The sequence below is a fragment of the Acinetobacter sp. YH12156 genome (assembly GCF_013418235.1).
GTDB classification, from domain to species: Bacteria; Pseudomonadota; Gammaproteobacteria; order Pseudomonadales; family Moraxellaceae; genus Acinetobacter; species Acinetobacter pseudolwoffii.
The window spans coordinates 33,861-55,793 of record NZ_VPCL01000002.1; the positions used below are offsets into that span (position 1 = coordinate 33,861).

Annotated in this window: 21 protein-coding genes; 12 read left to right on the plus strand and 9 right to left on the minus strand. The window is 45.6% G+C overall.

Features of this window, described 5'->3' with window-relative positions; all coding sequences use genetic code 11:
- Positions 1-24: 24 nt before the first annotated feature.
- Both FTU87_RS03145 and dapA read right to left on the minus strand, forming a co-directional pair.
- A complete protein-coding gene (locus FTU87_RS03145; protein ID WP_100329542.1) occupies positions 25-630 on the minus strand; it encodes a lipoprotein-34 precursor (NlpB) in 606 nt (201 codons plus the stop codon).
- A gap of 14 nt (positions 631-644) precedes the next feature.
- On the minus strand, positions 645-1,544 hold the full coding sequence (gene dapA, locus FTU87_RS03150) for a 4-hydroxy-tetrahydrodipicolinate synthase (protein ID WP_005173340.1): 900 nt from the start codon (positions 1,542-1,544) through the stop codon (positions 645-647).
- Between the two features lie 724 nt (positions 1,545-2,268).
- Here dapA and mhpT point away from each other — a divergent pair.
- From mhpT to FTU87_RS03165, 3 genes are all read left to right on the plus strand, one after another.
- Complete coding sequence (gene mhpT / locus FTU87_RS03155; protein WP_005173339.1) at positions 2,269-3,474, plus strand: 3-(3-hydroxy-phenyl)propionate transporter MhpT; 1,206 nt, start codon at positions 2,269-2,271, stop codon at positions 3,472-3,474.
- 195 nt (positions 3,475-3,669) lie between these two features.
- Positions 3,670-4,299: a bifunctional nicotinamidase/pyrazinamidase gene (pncA, locus tag FTU87_RS03160; protein WP_005173338.1), complete on the plus strand. Its 630-nt coding sequence runs from the start codon at positions 3,670-3,672 to the stop codon at positions 4,297-4,299.
- Positions 4,300-4,427: 128 nt separating this feature from the next.
- Positions 4,428-5,402 (plus strand): bile acid:sodium symporter family protein, encoded by a 975-nt coding sequence (locus tag FTU87_RS03165; protein WP_180096673.1) that lies wholly within the window; start codon positions 4,428-4,430, stop codon positions 5,400-5,402.
- Between the two features lie 128 nt (positions 5,403-5,530).
- On the opposite strand, the gene FTU87_RS03170 is transcribed toward FTU87_RS03165, so the two are convergent.
- Positions 5,531-6,784, minus strand: a complete 1,254-nt coding sequence (locus FTU87_RS03170) for a hypothetical protein (protein ID WP_180096674.1) — start codon at positions 6,782-6,784, stop codon at positions 5,531-5,533.
- Between the two features lie 77 nt (positions 6,785-6,861).
- Between FTU87_RS03170 and serB the strand changes: the two genes are divergently transcribed.
- The 3 genes from serB to FTU87_RS03185 all read left to right on the plus strand — a co-directional run bounded on the left by serB (position 6,862) and on the right by FTU87_RS03185 (position 9,453).
- A complete protein-coding gene (gene serB / locus FTU87_RS03175) occupies positions 6,862-8,082 on the plus strand; it encodes a phosphoserine phosphatase SerB (protein ID WP_100534551.1) in 1,221 nt (406 codons plus the stop codon).
- A 415-nt stretch (positions 8,083-8,497) separates the two neighbouring features.
- The gene (gene aciT / locus FTU87_RS03180) at positions 8,498-8,833 is read left to right on the plus strand and encodes a ciprofloxacin tolerance protein AciT (protein ID WP_074383829.1); all 336 of its coding nucleotides are present in this window, start codon (positions 8,498-8,500) and stop codon (positions 8,831-8,833) included.
- 140 nt (positions 8,834-8,973) lie between these two features.
- Positions 8,974-9,453: an SCP2 sterol-binding domain-containing protein gene (locus tag FTU87_RS03185; protein ID WP_180001041.1), complete on the plus strand. Its 480-nt coding sequence runs from the start codon at positions 8,974-8,976 to the stop codon at positions 9,451-9,453.
- A 304-nt stretch (positions 9,454-9,757) separates the two neighbouring features.
- On the opposite strand, the gene dtd is transcribed toward FTU87_RS03185, so the two are convergent.
- A complete protein-coding gene (dtd, locus tag FTU87_RS03190) occupies positions 9,758-10,198 on the minus strand; it encodes a D-aminoacyl-tRNA deacylase (RefSeq protein ID WP_180001040.1) in 441 nt (146 codons plus the stop codon).
- A gap of 228 nt (positions 10,199-10,426) precedes the next feature.
- Between dtd and FTU87_RS03195 the strand changes: the two genes are divergently transcribed.
- From FTU87_RS03195 to asd, 5 genes are all read left to right on the plus strand, one after another.
- The gene (locus FTU87_RS03195; protein WP_100534549.1) at positions 10,427-11,941 is read left to right on the plus strand and encodes a catalase; all 1,515 of its coding nucleotides are present in this window, start codon (positions 10,427-10,429) and stop codon (positions 11,939-11,941) included.
- Between the two features lie 187 nt (positions 11,942-12,128).
- Positions 12,129-12,662, plus strand: a complete 534-nt coding sequence (locus FTU87_RS03200) for an ankyrin repeat domain-containing protein (RefSeq protein ID WP_180001039.1) — start codon at positions 12,129-12,131, stop codon at positions 12,660-12,662.
- 118 nt (positions 12,663-12,780) lie between these two features.
- Positions 12,781-13,986, plus strand: coding sequence for a nicotinate phosphoribosyltransferase (gene pncB, locus FTU87_RS03205; protein ID WP_074383833.1), 1,206 nt, complete (start codon positions 12,781-12,783; stop codon positions 13,984-13,986).
- A 183-nt stretch (positions 13,987-14,169) separates the two neighbouring features.
- Positions 14,170-15,018: a sulfurtransferase gene (locus FTU87_RS03210; protein WP_180001038.1), complete on the plus strand. Its 849-nt coding sequence runs from the start codon at positions 14,170-14,172 to the stop codon at positions 15,016-15,018.
- Complete coding sequence (gene asd, locus FTU87_RS03215) at positions 15,015-15,866, plus strand: archaetidylserine decarboxylase (RefSeq protein ID WP_180001037.1); 852 nt, start codon at positions 15,015-15,017, stop codon at positions 15,864-15,866. Before FTU87_RS03210 ends, asd begins: the two co-directional genes overlap by 4 nt.
- Before the next feature lie 162 nt (positions 15,867-16,028).
- Here asd and FTU87_RS03220 read toward each other — a convergent pair whose 3' ends face one another.
- Together FTU87_RS03220 and argS are read right to left on the minus strand one after the other, a co-directional pair.
- Complete coding sequence (locus tag FTU87_RS03220) at positions 16,029-16,643, minus strand: SPOR domain-containing protein (RefSeq protein ID WP_074383835.1); 615 nt, start codon at positions 16,641-16,643, stop codon at positions 16,029-16,031.
- A 308-nt stretch (positions 16,644-16,951) separates the two neighbouring features.
- Positions 16,952-18,742 (minus strand): arginine--tRNA ligase, encoded by a 1,791-nt coding sequence (argS, locus tag FTU87_RS03225; protein ID WP_180001036.1) that lies wholly within the window; start codon positions 18,740-18,742, stop codon positions 16,952-16,954.
- Positions 18,743-18,983: 241 nt separating this feature from the next.
- Here argS and FTU87_RS03230 point away from each other — a divergent pair, with 241 nt between their 5' ends.
- Positions 18,984-19,271: a DUF2798 domain-containing protein gene (locus FTU87_RS03230; protein WP_180001035.1), complete on the plus strand. Its 288-nt coding sequence runs from the start codon at positions 18,984-18,986 to the stop codon at positions 19,269-19,271.
- Between the two features lie 81 nt (positions 19,272-19,352).
- Here the strand turns inward: FTU87_RS03230 and FTU87_RS03235 are convergent, their stop codons facing one another.
- Genes FTU87_RS03235 through FTU87_RS03245 form a run of 3 tightly spaced genes read right to left on the minus strand, consistent with a single transcriptional unit; the run spans position 19,353 to position 21,809 of the window.
- Positions 19,353-20,654 (minus strand): DUF445 domain-containing protein, encoded by a 1,302-nt coding sequence (locus FTU87_RS03235; protein WP_180096675.1) that lies wholly within the window; start codon positions 20,652-20,654, stop codon positions 19,353-19,355.
- Between the two features lie 11 nt (positions 20,655-20,665).
- Positions 20,666-21,217 (minus strand): hypothetical protein, encoded by a 552-nt coding sequence (locus tag FTU87_RS03240; RefSeq protein WP_180001033.1) that lies wholly within the window; start codon positions 21,215-21,217, stop codon positions 20,666-20,668.
- A 52-nt stretch (positions 21,218-21,269) separates the two neighbouring features.
- On the minus strand, positions 21,270-21,809 hold the full coding sequence (locus FTU87_RS03245) for a DUF924 family protein (RefSeq protein WP_180001032.1): 540 nt from the start codon (positions 21,807-21,809) through the stop codon (positions 21,270-21,272).
- Positions 21,810-21,933 lie beyond the last annotated feature (124 nt).

The following is a 21,933-nucleotide window of genomic DNA, read 5'->3' on the forward strand; positions in this document are numbered from 1 at the left end:
ACAAAAAAAAATGCCTAGAAATGTCTAGGCTGGCCAATTTTGGTAAATCTGGTTGAGCAGTTCTGCGGCTTTTTCACGGTCGGCAAAACTGTTATCGGCATTGAACACAGCGAGGTTATTACTTGAACCGACAGAAGATAATCTTAATACATAGGTTTGCTGGTCGACCCGAATCGTGACTTCGTAACGGTTTTTATTCTGCGCAACGATGCTATGATTCAGGCTGCTGAGGGTGGCAAGCGTATATTGCCAAATTGTAGCAGAATTTCCGTCAATTTTAAGCAGCGGATTAAGATTTCCGTCTGTGACCAACTGTGGTTTACCAACAGCATTGCTTTCAGTCAGCTCAGCTTGAGCGGTGTTCTCAGTCTGGGCCTGAGGGCGTGGCAAGGCAAAACGGTTGCCACGCTGGTTTTCAAGCTTCGGTGCATTTTCAATTGCAAGCGGATCGACTGTTGGAGCAGGATACAATGGCGTTGCAGGACGTACCATGGCGCCTTCAGGATATTGTAAAGCGTCCAGAGTTGTAGTTTCTTTATAGTCTAAAGTGCCGTTATTAAAGGCCATTGAACTACAACCTGCCAAACTGAATACTGAAAGTGTAAGGCTAAGTCCTAAACGTAATTGCATAATCTTGTGCTCTTTTATTTAATAACGCCCGCTTCGACCAGTGCTTCATGAAGCGGAGCGCGATATTGTTCTGCAAGTGGTGTTAATGGAAGGCGAATGCCAGTACCAATTAAGCCCATGTCATGGAGTGCCCATTTCACAGGAATTGGGTTTGATTCGCAAAATAAAATATTGTGTAAATTTGCAACCTGAGCATTTAACTGTTCAGCGTCTGTAGCATTACCTGTAATGGCAGCGGCACACACTTCACTCATGGCTTTCGGAGCCACATTCGCTGTGACCGAGATATTGCCTTTGGCGCCATGACCCATCAGCTGATATGCCGTTGCATCATCACCTGAGTAGACCACCATGTCTTTGTCTTTCAGACCTTGTAAGAGTTCAGCACCACGCGGTACATCACCCGTCGCATCTTTAATCCCGACGATTTGTGGAATATCGGCCAGACGAATCACGGTTTCATTCAGCATGTCGACACCGGTACGGCCAGGGACATTATACAGAATCTGCGGAAGATCGACCGCTTCAGCCACAGCTTTATAATGCTGGTACAAGCCTTCCTGGGTCGGTTTGTTATAATAAGGCGTCACCAGAAGAGCAGCATCGGCGCCGAGCTCTTTGGCTTCACGGGTAAGTTGGATGGCTTCACGGGTCGAGTTTGCGCCTGTGCCGGCAATAATAGGAATACGTTTGTTGGCCACACGAATGATTTCTTTGATCACCTGGGTGTGTTCACTCATGCTCAGGGTCGAGGCTTCGCCTGTCGTTCCAACGGCAACAATACTGTTGGTGCCCTCTGCAATATGCCATTCAACCAGCTTCTCGAGACCCTTCCAATCTACGCTGCCATCTTCAAACATAGGGGTGACGATTGCGACTATGGAACCTTGAATGGTCTGTGCTTGCTGAGTCATTTTAAAAAACTATCCTATTTGTCCATCCGAAAGGAATGAGAAAACATAAATTGGGATGGATTTGTATTTTGATTTATAGCAAATTCAATGGACTTGCGCTGAATTGAAGATTGCTTATGCAAATTATGACTGATCAAACGCATAAGAACAATATGCTTTAGTCAAAGCCACTCAATTCTTTATACAAAGCCTTTTGAAAACAATCAAGTAATAAATTAGATGATTTATCCGGCGAAATACTGTGGTCAAACTGCGACTTAAGTCCCGGCTCAGCAAGATATTATGGAATTTTGTCTGCAAAATTAGCTCGATTTGAGTAAAAATCTCGGCCAAGTCGTGAATTTCGTTGTTTTTAGCTGCTAAATTAATATTTTTATTGAATGAACCTATATGTAAAACATCTTTGTCTGGGGGCTAAGCTGATGTAAACAGGTTGAAAAATTGAATCTATTAATCTTTTTTTAATATCAATGAATTGCATAATATTTTTCTAATCGGTTGGTTTTTTAACTTGATGTATAAGTCTTAAAGCATAAATTGTGAATTTTAAAACTTTTTGATTAATTGCTTTTGCGACTTTATCTCAAGGTCTATTGCATGGAGCTGCTTCAGCTGCTGTGGGGATATCCAAGTAAAACGTTCAACTTATTGATAGTTATTTCTGCGCTCAGGCTCATAGATGATGGTCTTTCTTTTGTAACGCTGATTGAACAAGGATAATCCAATGGAAAAATCAGACAATAAGCATGCTATCGTCACGGTCGCCATCTGTTTTCTGATAGCGGTGATTGAAGGCTTGGATATTCAGGCTGCTGGTATTGCTGCAGCCGGTGTGCGTGAACACTTCGGTCTCGATAGTTCCCAGTTGGGTGTGTTTTTTAGTGCAGGGATTCTGGGTTTATTACCCGGTGCACTGATCGGCGGTCGATTTGCAGACCGTATCGGCCGTAAGAAAGTGTTGATCTGGTCGACAGCAACATTTGCCATATTCACTTTATGTACAGTTTGGGTCAATAGCTTTAACAGTCTGCTGGCAGTACGTTTTCTGGCCGGAGCAGGTCTGGGCGGTGCGATGCCGATTCTCATCACACTCGCTTCTGAAGCGGTATCGCCGCAAAATCGTGGTCGTGCAGTCGGCTTGATGTATTGCGGTATGCCTGTGGGTGCTGCGATTTTATCTTTAATTGCTGCGACTGAATTTGGTGCCAACTGGAAAAATGTTTTCTATCTGGGCGGCTTGTTACCGATTTTTGCAATTCCATTGATGATGCTATTTTTGCCTGAATCGAAGGAATATCTGAAAACACAGAACAAAACTGCAGCAGAACTTGCCGTTGCACCACAAGGTTCATTTAAGGACCTGTTTAATTCGGACAACCTGTTACGTACCATGTGCATCTGGATCAGCTACTTCTTTACGCTGATGGTGGTTTACATCATGTTGAGCTGGTTACCCTCATTGTTTATGGAACTTGGCTTTAGCCGTAAGGATGGTTCAACCGCACAGTTCTACTTCATGGTCACGGCGACGATTGGTACAATTATCCTGGGTATGCTGACCGATCGCTGGAAAAAAGCGTATGTGATCCTGTTGATGTACGGCGGTATTCTTGCAGGTCTATTGGCACTAAATGGTGCAAGCTCACTGAACCAGATGTATATGGCAGCAGCATTGGCAGGTGCCTTCGTAATTGGCTGTCAGGGTGTACTTTATGCCTTCGGTAGTATCGTGTATCCAACAGAAGTGCGCGGTACCGGTGTCGGTGTAGCTTCTGCAGTCGGTCGTATTGGTGCCATGCTAGGCCCAGTCATCGCAGGTCAGCTCCTGGTGGCAGGTTTTGGTGCCGCAGGGGTAATTACAGCCGCAATCCCATGTATCATCATCTCTGCACTGTGTATGCTATTCCTGGTGAACCGTACCAAAGTGTAATAGGCCAAGATTTGAAAAAGCCTGCTTTTGCAGGCTTTTTTGTGTTTAAAATTCAAGGAATCAGATCCGCAGTGCGGTTAAAAACAGGCAGAATCAGAATATGCAGTCACAGGGTTTTTAGCAGCCGCTCTAAAAATCCGATAACAATTTGCGCTATGCTTGGACATAAATCGAGATTTCAATGGATGAAAACAGATGCAAAATAATATCGCATTGCTGGTCGTAGATGTACAAAGAGGATTTACCCCAGGGGGTAATCTGGCAGTGGCCAATGCTGACCAGATTATCCCCAATATCAATTTATTGGGGCAGTATTTTCAAAATATTATCCTGACGCAGGACTGGCATCCAGAAAACCATATTTCTTTTGCAGACAATCACCCCGCTAAAGCGGCTTATGACAGCATTCAGCTGGATTATGGCACTCAGGTTTTATGGCCAAAGCATTGTGTGCAGGGGACAGTAGATGCCGAGTTGCATCCGGATTTAAATTTACCGCAAGCGCAACTGATTATCCGTAAGGGTTTTGATTCCCGGATTGACAGTTATTCCGCCTTTATGGAAGCAGATCAGAAAACCACAACCGGTTTGGCCGGTTATCTGCGTGAACGTGGTATTGATACGGTATTTGTGGTTGGGATTGCTACTGATTTCTGTGTGGCTTGGACCGCCATCGATGCCTGCAAACTGGGCTTTAAGACCTATGTCATTGCCGATGCCAGCAAGGGCATTGATCTGAATGGTTCCTTGCAACATGCCTGGCAAGATATGCTGGCGCATGGAGTAAAACGCATCTATACCAAAGATATCGTTCAGCCGGTTTAAAATTTTATCATGATGCGCTTCGGATATTTCTTTGATCTTCGGCGCATTTAAATCTTCAGATTTCTGGTATTGAGAGATGCCTGTTTTATCTTGTTATTATTCTGCCTTTGTACCCCTGGATGAACCCCATGTCAGCCTTGCTCCAGTTTAGCCAATTTGTCCAAAAAACCTTTGCTTTATGGGTGCTGCTGTTTTCCGGCATTGCCTTAATGCTGCCCGAGGGCTTTGTCTGGTTACGCGCTTATATTCCATGGATGCTGGGCATCATCATGTTTGGTATGGGCATGACCATGACCGTAGGCGATTTTAAAAGTGTGCTACAAAGTCCGAAAGCTGTCGGGATTGGGGTCGTGGCCCAGTTTGTAGTGATGCCGGGTCTGGCTTTTCTCTTGTGTCAATTGTTCCAGTTGCCGCCGGAAATTGCGATCGGGGTGATACTGGTCGGTTGCTGTCCGGGTGGTACTGCCTCCAATATCATTACCTATATGGCCAAAGGCAATACTGCTCTGTCTGTGGCCTGTACTTCCGTCTCAACCTTATTGGCTCCGATTCTGACCCCTGCGATTTTTTATCTCTTGGCCAGCCAATGGATCGAGATCAATGCCTTATCCATGCTGGTGTCGATTCTACAAGTGGTGCTATTTCCAATTCTTCTGGGCTTGATTGTACGGAGTCTGCTCAAGCAAAAAGTAAATGCCTATATTCAAGTGATGCCGCTGATTTCTGTGATTGCCATTGTCGCGATTGTGGCAGCGATTATTGCCGGCAGCAAAGCTCAGATTCTGCAATCCGGACTACTGATCTTGGGGATTGTGGCCTTGCATAATGGTCTCGGTTATTTGCTGGGTTATTGGGCCAGTCGTATCTTTAAGCTGGCGGAAATAGACTGTCGTGCGGTATCGATTGAGGTGGGAATGCAGAATTCGGGTCTGGGTGTGGCTTTGGCTGCGACCCATTTTGCAGCTTCTCCACTTACGGCTTTGCCCAGTGCAATCTTTAGCTTATGGCACAATATTTCAGGGCCAGCTCTGGCCACCTATTGGGCAGCCAAAAGCAGGGTAACGACATTAGAGCCAAAGCAAAATCTGGATACAGACAGCTAGAGTTTTAAAATGCGGCAGTGATTTTAATTGCTGCAAGGCGCTGAATAATAGAACTTGACGAGTAACAGCTTAAAAATTCTGCGCATAAAAAAGCCCGATTTAAAGTCGGGCTTTGTACTGTACAACCTTTATGAGGCTTTGGACTGTTTGGATTTTAAAATCTCGGTTCTAAAAGTCTGTGCCAGTTCAGCCGTTTCTGCATCCATGCCATTCACTACAAAGGCATGACGGGTCAGGACATTGGTTGGATTCGGCATGCTCACTAGCTGGAAATGTTCGCTCACATCTTTTAGCAAGCTATTCGGGACATGTAAGGCACTTTCTTTTGCGACCAGGTGCTGGCTAAGACGCTCAGAGGCCTGCACCGAGCTGAGCTGCATCTCCTCGACTTTAGACGCAATTGCACTACGGGTTTGTAGTACAAAACGTTTTTCTTCACGATAGCGTTTATACAGTACTTCCGAGAGTAACTGGAATACCGCACTGATCATGGTCAGGCAGGCCAAGGCATTTGGCTTGTCTGCCGCAATGCTGATAGTGGCACCTTTTTCATCAAATTTATGCACAGTACTAATATCACTGCCATTCAGTTTGTAGCGCTGCACACAGAGTTCAGTGGCTTTATTCAGGAAAATCTGACACAGGTTGAAATAAGGCACCGATACGGTTTTATTCACGCTATCGAGTAACTGTTTTGGATCATAGAACTGGATATTCAAGCTCAGGCTATCGCTTTCCAGTACAGCTGGCTTATGTTCTTTTTCTTTGGCTTTATTTTTTACTGCCTGCTGGGCTTGGGCAATGGCCAGCGCAGCATTGTGCTTTTCCTGTTCCAGAGCTTGGGTCAGGGTCTGAATCTCGAATTTTAAACGGGATTCATTGTTAATGCGTGCCAGATATTCGGTTCGGCTAGGACGCGCGATCGCGCGGTACGCCACCCAAATCAAAGTATGAATAATGAAAGAGAACAGAATCGCCAGCCATTGCGTCCGCAGAATTTCACCCATACTTGGCTCAATCAGGGTGATTTCAATCAGACCGACTTTTTTCTCGTTTTGCAGTGCATCACGGACAAAAACTTCACCATCACGAGTTTTGGTCAGTCCACCGGTGGCTAAAACCTGACCTTTCGCATCCAGAATTCGAATCGAAGCCACACTCGGGTTGGTCGCATAACGATTTGCCAGCAAAGCCAGAGAAACACGATTGGCGGGTTCCAGCTCGGACAGGCTGTCTGTCACCAGTTGACTGGTGATCAGCTGCCCCTGACTGGTGCGGTTTTCATTCAGTTGGTGAGTGGTTGCCAATACCAGTAAAAAGGTATGCAGAGCAAAACTTACAATCAATAGGCTAGCAAATAGCCCTTGTCTAGGCGCATTCAACGTAAACTTCCAAGGCAATTCTGTTCAATTTCGATTATGATTCTAACAATAGTTGTAGCTCAGACCCGAGTCAATTCATGCGAGAAATCATTCTTATATCATTTTTAGGACCTGACCAGCCTAATCAATTTACACGATTAATGCAGGTTTTGTCCGCCCATTCCCTACAGATTTTAGATGTGGGGCAAGCGGTTATTCATAATCAGTTAACCTTAGGTATTGTTGTAGCGTCTGATGACCAGACGGCGACAGCATTAGCCATGAAGGAAATCCTGATTCTAGCACATGATATCGGGTTAACTGTGCGCTTTAAACCGATCTCTGCGACTGAATATGATCAGTGGGTCAAAGAGGGTGGGCGCACACGTTATATCGTAACGGCATTGGCCCCTGAATTAAATGCCTCTCATTTGCAGGCCGTGACCCAGATTGTCTCGACTCAGGGTTTTAATATTGAAACCGTAACCCGTCTGTCTGGCCGTCCGGCCCTGGATGGCAGCAGTACCGGTCCGAAACGTGCCTGTATCGAATTTGGTTTAAAAGGACAAATGCTGGATGCCGCAGCCATGCGTGCTGCCTGTTTGCGTTTGTCCAGTGAACTGAATGTCGATGTTGCGGTTCAGGAAGACAATGCCTATCGCCGTAACCGCCGTCTGGTCTGTTTTGATATGGACTCGACCCTGATCGAACAGGAAGTGATTGATGAACTGGCGATTGAAGCAGGGGTCGGTGCGCAGGTTGCTGAAATCACCGAACGCGCCATGCAAGGTGAACTTGATTTTCAGGCCAGTTTCCGTGCCCGTGTGGCTTTATTGAAAGGCATGGATGCATCGGTACTGCCGAAAATTGCCGAGCGCCTGACCATTACCGAGGGTGCTGAACGCCTGATTTCGACTTTAAAAGCATTGGGTTACCGTACTGCAATTCTGTCGGGTGGTTTTCAGTACTTTGCCGAATATCTGCAAGGCAAACTGGATATTGATGAAGTACATGCCAATGCGCTTGATGTTCAGGATGGTGTAGTCACGGGTGAAGTCAAAGGTCATATTGTTGATGGCGCGCGTAAAGCTTTATTGCTTGGCGAAATTGCCAAAGAGATGGGAATTTCCCTGGAACAGACCATTGCAGTCGGTGATGGTGCCAATGACTTGCCAATGTTATCGATTGCAGGACTCGGTGTGGCTTTCCGTGCCAAGCCACTGGTGCGTCAAAATGCCACTCAGGCGATTTCCAGTGTGGGACTGGACGGGGTACTGTATCTGCTCGGGGTACACGATAAAGACCTGAATCAGGCATAAACACTCTTTTTGATAGAATAAACGCGACCTCAGGGTCGCGTTTTTTGATTGCCTTTGTACTAAGGTGACCAAGCCAGCAGAGAAGATTGACTATAAAAACATCGATCATCTTAAACGGAAAAATAATTTTTTCAGTCAATAACAGCCCTGATAATTTTGTAATGACACGCCAACATTGACACAGTCATTGATCCACAAAAATGCCAAAAGCAAAAAATGTAATGACAATATAGTATCGCGACAAAGTATGTCGTGAGACCAGATCACAGGACTTTTTTTATGCAAAAAACTCAGCATAATGCAGGCATAGAGATACAAATCAACAGATTCCATTTTATTGATTGAACGAAATTCAATAGATAGAACCGTTGCAATATCAAACAGGCAAACTATCTATTTGGATGGAGGGGTTTATATGGTAACAGCGAATTTAGCAACGATCGTGGGCTTCAGTTTAGTCGCTGCAGCTGTAGTTGCTGTGTTCTTCTCGCCTTATCGTCGCTGGTTGAGTTTTATGGCAGCCGGGATGTTGGTCTGGGGCTTGATTGAGATGATTCGTGTAGGCACACAAGCCTGGTTTGATCTGCCAATGACCTATAGTTATCTGAGTGCATTGACAGCAGTCATGATGGTGGTCACTTTCTTATTATTGCGTGAAGACCGTCGTGCAGAGCGTGCCTTGGCAAAACGCCGTTGTATCGAACATACGCCAGTCTATGAAGATGACCAGCAGCAGCTTTCGAGCCGTTAAGTCTACAAATCGCAAAGAAAAAATGCACCCACGGGTGCATTTTTTAGCTTAGAAATATGATACAAACTGCTTAATCAACCTAGCCAAGAATTATGCTAGGATATTTGTCAATTTTCGTACAATTAGAATAGGCATCCTCCATGAAACTGTCGTCCATTCCTGTGTTAAAACTTCCTCTTATTGATATGAGTACCGATCCACTGGACTTGTTGGTCGCGGGTCTGGCTTTACGTATGAAGCAATTGGCACGTACCAGCCCAAAATTTATTGAACTGGTACATGAGCGTCAATTCCGGATCCAGATTGGCACAGATGAAGGTATGGCACGTCAGATCATTGTCAATAATGGCCAGATTGAGACGGTTTCAGGTGATGCAGAGAAAGCAGATTTTGTATTGCAGTTTGCTGATAGTGAACAGGGTGTAAAGACCTTGGTCAAAGGTGACCCGACAGCATTCATGACCGGTATGCAAAATGGCACCATCAAAATGGAAGGTGACTTTGGCCTGCTGGTCTGGTTTAACCAGGTGGCGAAGATGATTCCACCCAAATTGCCCAAACCGGTCAAAGAAAAAATTAAATTTGCCCGGGCGTTTATTAAAGAAAAAACGGGTAAATAAAACTCTGCTCCTGACTTCCTCTCCTTTTTCAAGGAGGGCTGAGGGCAGGATTCAGCCAGTTTCAATCTGGGTAATGCCAGTCAGTTAGGGAGTTTAGATCTAAGCTCCTTAATTTTTTAAATCTTTTGCAGAAACAATTATTTTCTAATCTTGCGGTACAATACACCTGATGCCCCAGACCGTTGGGGATGAGGTTTCCAGCTACCCCATATCATTATGAATAACAATAATAAAAAACCAGACAGTTTCCTGCCTGATCTCGATTACTGAATCTGAGGGCTTTTTAATGTGGAAAATAATGTCGCTATTCAACTTCTAAATTAAACGTCACCGGCCCATCATTGATCAAATGTACTTTCATATCCGCTGCAAAAATACCAGTTTGTACATGTTTAAATTGTGACTTTGCATAGTCAACCAGTTGCTCATACAGCTCTTTTGCAGCAGCAGGTGGCATGGCAGGGCCAAAATCTGGACGTAAACCTTTTTGGGTTTGCGCCATTAGGGTAAATTGCGAAACCAGCAGTAAACTGCCTCCGGCCTGACCGACATTCCAGCCCATTTTGCCTTGTTCATCATCAAAGAATCGGTATTTCAATATCTTATCAATCAGCTTTTTACCTTTTTCCAGATTGTCGTCCTTGCCCAGACCCAGAAAAACCAGAATTCCTTTATTTATTTCGCCAGTGGTTTCACCCTCGACCACGACTTTAGCTTCTAAAACTCTTTGTAATAAGGCACGCATTTTACATATTGACTGATAACGATAGATGGGCGTGATTGTAGCAAGAATAAAACCTGAAGCAGTATCAGATGCTAATTTTTATGAGTTTTAAATATTTGAAAATCAATTGATTAATTTTTATAAATTCATTAAAACGATTGAAGTGATAAAAATAATCTGTTTTAACAATTTTTAGTTTTTATATATCTTAGCACCTGCAGGAAAGGTAATAAATTGAGAGATTTAGAAATGTTTAAGCGTTCATTACTGGTTGCAATGCTTGCAACTGTCACAGCCACACAAGCTGCTCCTCTAACTAAAGACAATGGTGCGCCAGTCGGTGATAACCAGAACTCAATCACAGCAGGCCCAAATGGTTCAGTCTTGCTTCAAGACGTTCAATTGGTACAAAAACTACAACGTTTTGGTCGTGAGCGTATTCCGGAGCGTGTGGTACATGCGCGTGGTACAGGGGCTTATGGTGAATTCGTTGCAACTAAAGACCTGTCTGACTTAACAATTGCTTCTCTATTCAAGACCGGTACTAAAACTCCAGTTTTTGTACGTATGTCTACGGTAATTCATGGTAAAGGTTCACCGGAAACCCTGCGTGACCCGCACGGTTTCGCGATCAAGTTCTATACTCAAGAAGGGAATTGGGATCTGGTCGGTAACCAGACACCGGTATTCTTCATCCGTGATGCGATCAAATTCCCGGACTTCATTCATGCAATGAAGCCAAGCCCGGTGACAAACGTACAAGATGCCAACCGTGTATTTGACTTCCTGTCGAGCCAGCCATGGGCTACCAACATGCTGACTTATGTGTACGGCAAACAAGGTGTGCCCACCAGCTACCGCGAACAGGACGGTTTCGGTGTACATGCTTACAAGCTATATAACGACAAGGGCGAATACAAATATGTGAAATTCAACTTCCGCTCGCAACAAGGCGTGAAGGGTTTGAATGTGAAAGAAGCTGCCGTGCAACAGGGCAAAGACTTCAATCACTTGACCAATGATCTTTATAACAACATTTATGCCGGCAACTTCCCGAAATGGGATCTGCATATCCAGGTACTGGATCCAAAAGATCTCGGCAAGTTTGATTTTGATCCACTTGATCCCACCAAGATCTGGCCAACTGACTTAGTTCCAGAAGTGAAAGTGGGGACATTGACCCTGAACCGCATGCCAAAGAACTTCTTCAATGAGACTGAACAGTCGGCATTTGCACCAGGTAATCTAGTTCCGGGTATTGAGCCATCGGAAGACCGTCTGCTACAAGGCCGTATCTTCTCTTACTCAGATACGCAAATGTACCGTCTGGGTGTGAATCACCAGCAAATTCCGGTGAACCGTCCAGTGGTTGCTGTAAATAACAACAACCAGGAAGGTTATATGAACGTGTCTGAGCGTGACTCGGATGTGAACTATGAGCCAAGCCGCAAAGAGCCAAAAGCTGCAACTGCAAAAGCACGTGCGGTACAAACACCATTATCGGGTCATGTACAGCAAATCGGTGTGAAAGAGCAGAACTTCAAGCAGGCAGGTGAGCTGTACCGCTCGTATACTGCCAAAGAGAAAGATGACCTGATTATGAACCTGGCTGCGGATTTAGGTGCAGTAAAAGATTCAGAAACCAAGCACATCATGTTGTCTTATTTCTACAAGGCAGATGCCGACTACGGTACACGTATGACCAAAGCGGTGAAGGGCAACATCGCAACGGTCAAAGCCAAAGCAGCACAACTCAAAGACTGATTTCGATTGGTCGATCAGGATTGGTGACTAGGGTTTAAGAATTCACCTCCGCAAAGTCCTGTAGAACTCCAAACCTTTCCTGCACCCTAGGGGGAGTTCTACAGGCACTCCGTTTTACTCATCTTATCTAATCTGAATAGAATCATTTTCGATTCATGTCTCTATTTGATTTCTGTTGGAGTTCATCATGAAAGCTATGCAGCATGCAGTTTTAGCCAGTATTCTCGCGATAGGTTCCATGTTCGCAAACGTGGCCACCGCCAAGGAGATCTCCTCCCCCGCTAAAACTGTGGAAAATGTTCAGATGAGCTCACAACAGGAATTAGTTGCATTGTTTTTTGCCGCAGCCAAAACCGGCAATCACGAAGTGATTCATGAATTTCTAAAGTATGGTTTTCCGGTTGATGTACGCAATAGTGCCGGTTTTACCCCACTGATGATGGCGACCTATTATGGTCATCAAACTATTGTGACGACCTTGCTCAATCATGGTGCTGATCGCTGCGCCCGCGACAATAAAGGCAATACCGCATTGATGGGGGCACTGTTTAAAATGGAACTTGCGATTGCCAAACAGCTGCGTCAGGTCGACTGTGATGCCCAAGCCAAGCAGACCGGGCAAAAGACCACAGCCGAATTTGCCAAGGTGATTGGTCAGGAAAAACAGCTGCAGAAAATTATTCAAGAACAGGGGAAAACCCCAGGCCAGTTGCCGAAATAAAACCCCTTATACTCTGATACTTTTGTCGCGAATTCAGCTAGCTGTACGTAAATCCTGCAATATTGCATAAAATTTTATGCTTTAATGTTGAGATAAGCACAGCGATATTTCCTTAGTTATGGCTCCAATTATCCGTTCCCTGTTAGATACTGACTTGTACAAATTCACCATGTTACAAGTGGTATTACACAAGTTTCCGCAAACGCATAGTGTCTACCATTTTCGTTGTCGTAATCTGGAAGATACAGTCTATCCACTGACGGATATTCTGGATGATCTCAATCATCAACTTGATCTGTTGTGTCAGCTCAACTTTAAAGAAGACGAGTTGCAATATTTAAGAAGTCTGCGTTTTATCAAGAGCGATTTCGTCGATTATCTGGAACTGTTTCAACTGAAACGCCGTTTTATTCAGGCCAGTATCGATAGCGAAGGTCGTTTAGACATTAAAGTTGAAGGCCCGATGGTTCAGGCGATGATGTTTGAAATCTTCGTACTGGCAATTGTCAATGAACTGTATTTTAGCCGGATCCGTAGTCCTGAAGTGCTGGCTGAAGGTGAGCGCCGTTTACAGGCGAAAATACAATTATTAAAAGAATACGATGCATCGCAACATCCACATGATCCGCCATTTTTAGTGTCGGATTTTGGGACACGTCGCCGTTATAGTTTCGAATGGCAAAAGCATGTGGTAGAAGAATTCAACAAGGCTGCACCACATGTCTTCCGTGGTACCAGTAATGTGTTATTGGCGAAAGAATTGGGAATTACCCCGATTGGCACCATGGCGCATGAATTCCTGCAAGCATTTCAGGCGCTTGACGTGCGTCTGCGTAATTTCCAGAAATCTGCGCTGGAAACCTGGGTACAGGAATATCGTGGTGATTTAGGTATTGCCCTGACTGATGTGGTCGGTATGGATGCTTTCCTGCGTGATTTTGACCTGTATTTTGCCAAACTGTTTGACGGCCTGCGTCATGACAGTGGTGATCCCTATGTTTGGGGTGACAAGGCCTATGCACATTATAAAAAACTGAAAATTGACAGCAAAACCAAAATGCTGACTTTCAGTGATGGTCTGAATCTGGAAAAAGCCTGGAAACTGCATCAATACTTTAAAGACCGTTTTCAGGTCAGTTTCGGGATTGGCACCAACCTGACCAACGACATGGGCCAAACCCCCTTAAATATCGTATTGAAACTGGTGGAATGTAACCGTCAGTCGGTGGCAAAAATTTCGGACAGTCCAGGCAAAACCATGACTGATAATGATACTTTCCTGGCTTATTTGCGTCAGGTTTTCGAGATCACTGAACCTGCTTAAGCACATTTTAGACATGAGTAATTTTAAAAACCGCTTCGCTACAGGGGCGGTTTTTTTATACAAGATGGCTTTTTAGCATGACTTATCTAAAATCCTGCTAATCATCTTAAAGGAAACCGCATAAGTGTAAAAATGAGCTGTGCTAAGATCAAAACAATTTGACCCATCATAGCCATGATAACGATGACAGCTTCAGCTTTTAATTTTGGTCTGCTGATCGAGGCAGAAGATTTAGTTCCCTATTTGGGCCATGAAAAACTTCGTATTGTCGACCTCAGCCGGGCTTCTGTGTATGAGCAGTTGCATATTCCACATGCCCTGCATTTACAACCCAAGCTGCTGGTTCGTCAGGAAGAGCATACGATGGGGCTATTGCCGGATGTAGAAGGCTTGCAGGCCCTCATTGCTTATCTGAATATTTCGCCTGAGCATCATGTGGTGGCCTATGATGATGAGGGCGGGGCGTGGGCCGGGCGTTTACTCTGGAATCTGCATTGTCTGGGTTTTGAAAATACCAGTCTATTGAATGGCGGGATTCATGCCTGGCTAGGTGCAGGTTTGCCAACCTCGTCCGATCAGGAAATATTTAGCCCGGTGAGTCATTTAGTTCCTGTCAATCTCGAGCAAAAATCAGAGTTTCAGATTGACTATGATGAATTACACCAGCTCATTGAAAATGAACAAGTTCAACTGTGGGATTGCCGCACTGAAGATGAATATACTGGCCTGCGTCTGGCAGCGCGCCGCGGCGGTCATATTCCGGGAGCACGTCATTTTGAATGGAGTACTGCACTTAACCGGCAAAATCATTTAAAATTGCAGCCTTTACCACGTACTCAGCAGCGTCTGGAACAACTGGGCTTTGATTTGACTCAGCCGGTTGTGGTGTACTGCCAGTCCCATCATCGCTCAGGTTTGGCCTATATTCTGGGCCGTTTACTGGGCTGGAAAATTCGAGCCTATGATGGTGCGTGGAGTGAATGGGGCAATCGCCTCAATAGTCCAATCGCTACAGGGGAGGTGCCATCTTGAGCATCACATCACGTTTAAAACAACAGTTTTTTATTAAAGCTCAACGATTAGTACCGCAACATCGCCTGTCTCGTGTGGTCGGCAAAATTGCTGCCAGCGAAAACCCGATTATCAAAACGGCTGTAATTACTGCCTTTAAGGCACAGTACGGCATTGATATGTCGATTGCTGAACAGGCCAATGCCTTGAAATTCAAATCATTTAATGAATTCTTTACCCGTGCCCTGAAACAAGGGATTCGTGCAGTTGATCCAGATGCCAGCAGCATTGTTTCACCTGCGGATGGGGCGATTTCCCAGCTGGGTAAAATTGAAAATGGCGATGTGTTTCAGGCCAAAGGTCAAAAATTTACTGTAGAAGCGCTGATTGCTGACCCGCAACTGGCTGAACCCTTCAAAAATGGCGAGTTTGCGACAGTATATTTGTCACCACGTGATTATCACCGTGTGCATATGCCATTTGCAGGGACTTTGACTGAAACTTTGTATGTACCGGGCGAGCTGTTCTCGGTCAATCAGGTCACAGCAGAAAACATTCCGGGTCTGTTTGCCCGCAATGAACGCATGGTCTGCCTGTTTGATACTGAAATTGGCCGTATGGCCGTGGTCTTGGTTGGTGCAATGATTGTCGCTGGTATTGAAACGGTGGCTACTGGCAAGGTTAAACCTTCTGGTCGGATCGAGTTAAACCAGCATGATCTGTTCCTGGAAAAAGGTGCGGAACTGGGCCGGTTCTACCTCGGTTCAACTGCAGTGATTTTATTTGAAGAAAATAAAATGCAGTGGGATGCCGCTTTCAAGGCCAATTCTTTGGTGAATATGGGTGAAGCATTGGGGCATACGGTTTAAAGATTTTAGCCTCTTGTATCCTCCCCCTTTTTCAAAGGGGGATCGAGGGGGATTAATCCTGAATGATATAAATCCTCCCTTGCGGAGCAATGCTCTTCACCCTTTTCCAAAGGGGGAAGGATACAAAAAAAGCGCCATCAGGCGCTTTTTTTATTTAAATCTTTAGCGCTTCACCACAATCGAATCAATGCCACTGTGTTGCAAGGTCTGCTGGGCAATCAGTGCCGCATCAGCCGAGTCATAAGGGCCTGAGACCACGCGATACCAGACTTTGCCATTTTCTACGCTTCTGACCACATCAGCAGACAGGCCATTCAGAATAATTTCCGCACGGCGGGCATCGGCCTGATCCGGATCATCAAAGCTGCGTACTTGTAGAATATAGCTGACCGGAGCTGTAACCGGTGCTTCGCTGACTTCCAAGCCAGGTTCGGTGCTTGCTGCAGCTTCAGGAACTTCAGGTCGAGGTGCTTCTACAATCACCACAGTATCCTGTCTTTTAGCTTCAGGTACCGCCTGTTCAGGAATCGGAGTTACTTGTTGTTGTGGCAACAAATCGTAAAAACGGTAATCCTTATTGGTGTCTTCTTCCTGGACAGATGCTGCAGTCGTTTGAGTTTTAGGCTTAACCGGTTCCCATGGCTTCCACAACATCAGTGCCATTAAAAAACTCAACACGATTAAAATGATCACGAGTGTGCCGAGCCAGGTCGGAATCAGTGGCTTTTTAGGCTTATTCGGTCTTTCAGATACACCGCGTTGCGTTTTTCCAAACACTTGGGATTTCCTCTATATCGGGTTGCCTCATAGAAAAGGCATAACAGTGGTTATGCCTGACTATTATTTCATCCTATGTGATTAAGATCCAAATGTCATTATTTAGATCAAACTGCACACCAGATTTATACTTGAACTATTTTTTCAAATAGCTGGCAGAATCTAGCCAGGTATTTTCTGAACAGCTAAAACAACAGTTTTCGTTGTGGCTTCGAGTAGAGCTTTTGTCTTGCGAGCATGCAAAACAATCTATACATGCTTACTCAAGCGAAGCTTTCGCCTTGCGAGCATGCAAAGCGGTGCTTTGCTTACATGCTCTCAGGCGCAGACACACCTAAAAGTTCTAAGCCATTACGCAATACCTGACGTACGTTCACTGATAACAGTAAACGCGCCTGAGTCAGTTCAGCATCATCACCGAGTACTTTATTGTCGTTGTACCAGCCGTGGAACAAGGCTGCCAGCTCTTTCAGGTAGTTGCCGATTTGATGTGGCTCATGGCTGTTTGCAGCACGCACCAGAATTTCTGGATAGGCAGCCAGTTTAGCCAGAACTTCAGTTTCAGCATCCAGCTCGAGTCGGGCCGCCAGAGTACGCGCTGCCGCAGCGTCAAAATTCACGCCTGTAGAGGCCGCTTTTTCTAACATACGGCAGATTCGGGCATGCGCATACTGGATGTAATATACAGCGTTGTCTTTGCTTTGCGACACCGCTAAGTCTAGATCGAAATCGATGTGTTGTTCAGATTTACGCATCACATAGTAGAAACGTGCAGCATCGTTGCCGACTTCTTTACGCAGATCACGCAAGGTCACGAACTGACCTGAACGAGATGACATTTGTACCATCTCGCCACCGCGCCACAGGCTGACAAACTGAACCAGAAGCACTGTTAATTTCTTCGAGTCATAGCCCATCGCATCAATCGCTGCTTTTACACGTGCGATATAACCGTGGTGGTCTGAACCCCAGATATCAATAATATCGGTATAGCCACGTTGTAATTTATTCAGGTGATAGGCAATGTCAGAGGCAAAGTAGGTAGTCTGGCCGTTACGGCGTTTCACCACACGGTCTTTTTCATCACCAAATTCAGTCGACTTGAACCAGATATTGCCATCTTTTTCGTACAGGAAACCGCGCTGATCTAGGGTCTGTAAGGCTTCTTCAATTTTTTCGGTTAATGATTCTTCGCTGAACCATTGATTGAAAGTGACACCAAACTCGCCCAGGTCATCTTTAATATCGTCCAGAATCGCTTTGAGTGCTGCCTGTAGGAAGACACGATAGCCTGTACCAATCAAGGCCTGAGAATTAAAGATCAAACCATCAATGTGCTTTTCTTTGTCGCCAGACACCACCACTTTGTTGCCATCTGCATCCAGTTCAGCAGCGAATTGCACATCTTCCGGTACATCTTTATACACATCCGCAACCGGGCGGACATAAGCATCGCCATCCTGGTCAATAATGCTTTGCGCGATTTCTTTGACATAGTCGCCTTGGTAAGCATTTTTCGGGAAGACCAGTTCCTGACCATTTAACTCTAAATAACGCAGGTAAGTTGAAGTGGCCAAAATGTCCATTTGACGGCCAGCATCATTGACATAGTATTCGCGATCTACTTTGGCACCAGTCGCCTCTAAAAGATTGGCAACGGTCATGCCATACGCGGCACCACGACCATGACCCACGTGCAGGCTAGAGGTCGGATTGGCAGAGACAAATTCAACCTGAATGCGTTTGTCCGCATTGACCTGGGTGCGACCATAAGCATCTTGCTGTGCTTGAATTTGATCGAGTACCACAAAGCGCTGGTCTGCATTGAGGAAGAAGTTAATAAAACCAGGACCTGCGATTTCCGCTTTGCTGATATCTGCCACTTCAGGAAGAACAGCAAGCATTTTTTCTGCTAAATCACGCGGCTTCATACCCGCAGCTTTAGAGGCAATCATCGCGATATTTGAGGCGAAATCACCGTGTGTTCGGTCTTTGGTACGCGTCAAACTACTGCTGTTTTTCCAGTCAGATGGGAGGACACCTTCAGCTTGAAGGGATTGCACTGCATGTTCTAGAGCTGCTTGGATTGCCGTGTTCATAATCAGTCGAAAATAAATGTCGCAGAAAAACAGCAAATATAGCAAATTTCATGCTCTTTAGGTAAAAGCATTTCTAGGGAATAAAAATTATACGATCACTCCACAGATTTTTTACAATCTGGTCTTTGGGAGAATGTGATCAATCGGGTGAAAATAACATCAATTTTAATAAAAATGCACCTTCAGAAGTATAAAATTTGGCTTATATTAGTGATCTTAAAATATAGAAAAAGAGCAGTCCGTGGATTCGCAACAACATCCGACCATTATTGGCAATATTCCTAAACTTCCGGCGAAATGGGCACTGATTATTGTGCCGTTTATCTTGTCTGGTCTGATGAGTGGCATCATTTCCATGATCAATATGCTGCGCAATTTAGGCTGGATTGATGGATTTATGGCACTCTGGTTTCATAACTGGATGATTTCCTGGGCGATTGCTTTTCCGATTGTGGTGACCTTATTGCCGTTCGTGCGCAAATTCACTGGGCTATTGGTCGATATGTCCGGATCTCAGCCACCCAAATGATCATTTTTTAAATTTGATCTGGCTAGAGTCAATTCTTGGGCATTTTAAAAGTCGGGCTCTATGGGGCGAATAGTGTCATCTTTAAATTAAATGCTCTACCGCCGCCCGGATGATCCCGAGCACCAGACCGATACAGGCACCCACCACGACCCCATTGACCCGGATCATATGCAGGTCGCCGCCAACTTCATTTTCAATCTTGTCAATCATCTCGCTCGAATCCCATTCGTGAATGCGCTCGCTAATGAAACGAATCACTTTTTCACTGTACTGATCACTCAGATCCACCGCGATCCCGCTAAGACGTTTATTCAGCAGCTCACGTACCGAAGCATTCGAGATAATATTTTCTCCGACCTGCTGAATCGCAATTCTGAGATTCTCGGCAATACCGGAATCCGGTTTTTGCAAATCCTCTTTAATGGCATCACATAAAATCACCACGGCACCACTGATAAAATTCAGCACCTGCGGGCTATCGAGCAAGGCATCCTTGGTTTCATTCAGACGCTGGCTGGCTTCACTGTGGTTGTCGGCCAGTTGCAACATCCAGTGATGTCCAGTTTCCTCAATTTTAAGCCGCCAAGGATGATCCGGGTCGGCCAGCATCGCTTCAACCCTCTGAATGACAGAATCAATACTGCGTTGCTGTACATCAATTCCAATCCAGCTCGCGCCTTTGGCCAGTTTCCAGACTCCCATTTCCTTGAACAGGTTGCGGGTCAGTTCCCGGGTTTCTTCAGGATGTGAGCTCATCCAGGCATGTACCACGTCTAGGCCGCGTTGCAGTACATCCTGATGAAAATCATTTTCGAGTACGGCGCGCAGCATCTCGCTGGCCAGGGTATTGATCTGGGTGTTCTTGACCCATTGCACGCTATTATTCTGGATAAATCCGGCAATCTGTTCCTGCCCGACAAATTCGAAAACTTTAGGCACGGTTTGCTGGATCACCTGGGTGACCTGGGCATTATTCTGCGGATTCGCCAGCCAGCGCCCCGCGGCCAGACTCAGGTCGGTACTGGCCAGACTGCGCTGTACAATTTGCGGAGAGAGAAAATTTTCCTGCACAAAACGGCCCATTGACTCTGCAATACGGGCCTTGTTGCGGGGAATGATTTCGGTATGGTCACGTAAAAATTTCGGGATCGGCAAGCGGCCAAAAGGATTACGGAACAGTACGGTAATCGCATACCAGTCAGCCAGACCACCGACCACACCGGCTTCTGCAGAGAGCATCAGGATATGAATCAGCCAGACATATTCGGGCAGCAGCTTGGCAGCAAGCATGAGTGCCAACCAGATCAGTACCGCGACCACTAGCGCGATGGTCGCAAAACGTTTACTGCGTTGTAAGCTCGGTGAGATAGGCTCTGTCTGCATAGATCATCCTGTCAAGAGGGATTGGCCGGTTGCGGTTGCAGCACTGCGCCGGATGGACTTAGACCATATTTAGCCCCAAGTGACTGTAAAATCAAGCGCGCATCAAAAGCATCACTAGGTGCCTGACCAGCTTTGAAGCATTCAATGGTATAGGCCACCTGAGCAGGATCCAGGGTGACAGTATAAGGACGGTCATAGAACGGGTCTGGCCAGAACCCCGGATAGCGACGGTAATAACCATATGGATAATAGCTCGGTGCCGGATAGACGATCGCCTGACGTGGCGGTTGCTGGGTACGATTACTTGGATCATTCAGCACTCTAAAGAACTGAAAGCCATTTTGCACAGTGGTCTGCGCGGCTTTGAGCAGGGTAATTTCCTCAGCCGTGCCAAAGCTCATATTGGGCCGGGCCTGAAACCCAATCCGATAGGTGTTGCTGTTGAGGGGCGTGGTACTGTAGCGGCCCAACTGATCAAAGCTTAAAGGCTTTGAGGGTGTCGTTGCACAGCCACTCAGACCCAGTACCGCAATGAGAGCCAGCCCGCAGAGGGTATATTTCATGTTCGATCTCCTGATGCAATGATCCAGTCCAGATAGCGGAGCTTAAAAACTCTTAAAAACTACTGTCTGGCTGGGTCAGGAAAGTTAATTCTTCCGCTGTCGATTCCCGGCCTAAAAGCTGGTTTCGATGCGGATAACGTCCGAAACGGTCAATAATCACTTTATGTCTTAGCTCATAGTCCAACACAGTTGGATTATCCAGCGCTTCAAACAGTTGCAATGCCACTTCATGGATACGTGCTGACTCACTGTGCATAAAGGGCATGTATAAAAAACGGCGGTAGACTGGATCAAGCGCTTGATCGAGTTTTAGCTGGATCATTTCCTGCGCCAGGACCAAAGCCATACCATCTTGAGCAAAAGCACGTGGATCATTGCGATATAAATTACGGGATAACTGATCCAGGATAATGATTTCGGCCACCCGGCCTGCTGGCGCTTCTCGCCAGGTCCATAATTCGCCTTGTGCAGCCTGCCGATGCAAGACGCTAAACTTTTCAGCCAGTAAGGCATCAAAGGCTGCGCTTTTAACAAACCAGTTCGGTTCTGCGGCCGGGGAAAACCAGAAGTCTAAAAAATCTTGATAATTCATATGCTTTATTGTTTGCCTCTGCTCATTTAATTATAAAATCACAAATTTCACATGTCTTATAGGGGAAGTTTGTGTTAAAAAATTGCCAAATTAAAAATCAATAGTTTGCCTGAAAACTAGACAG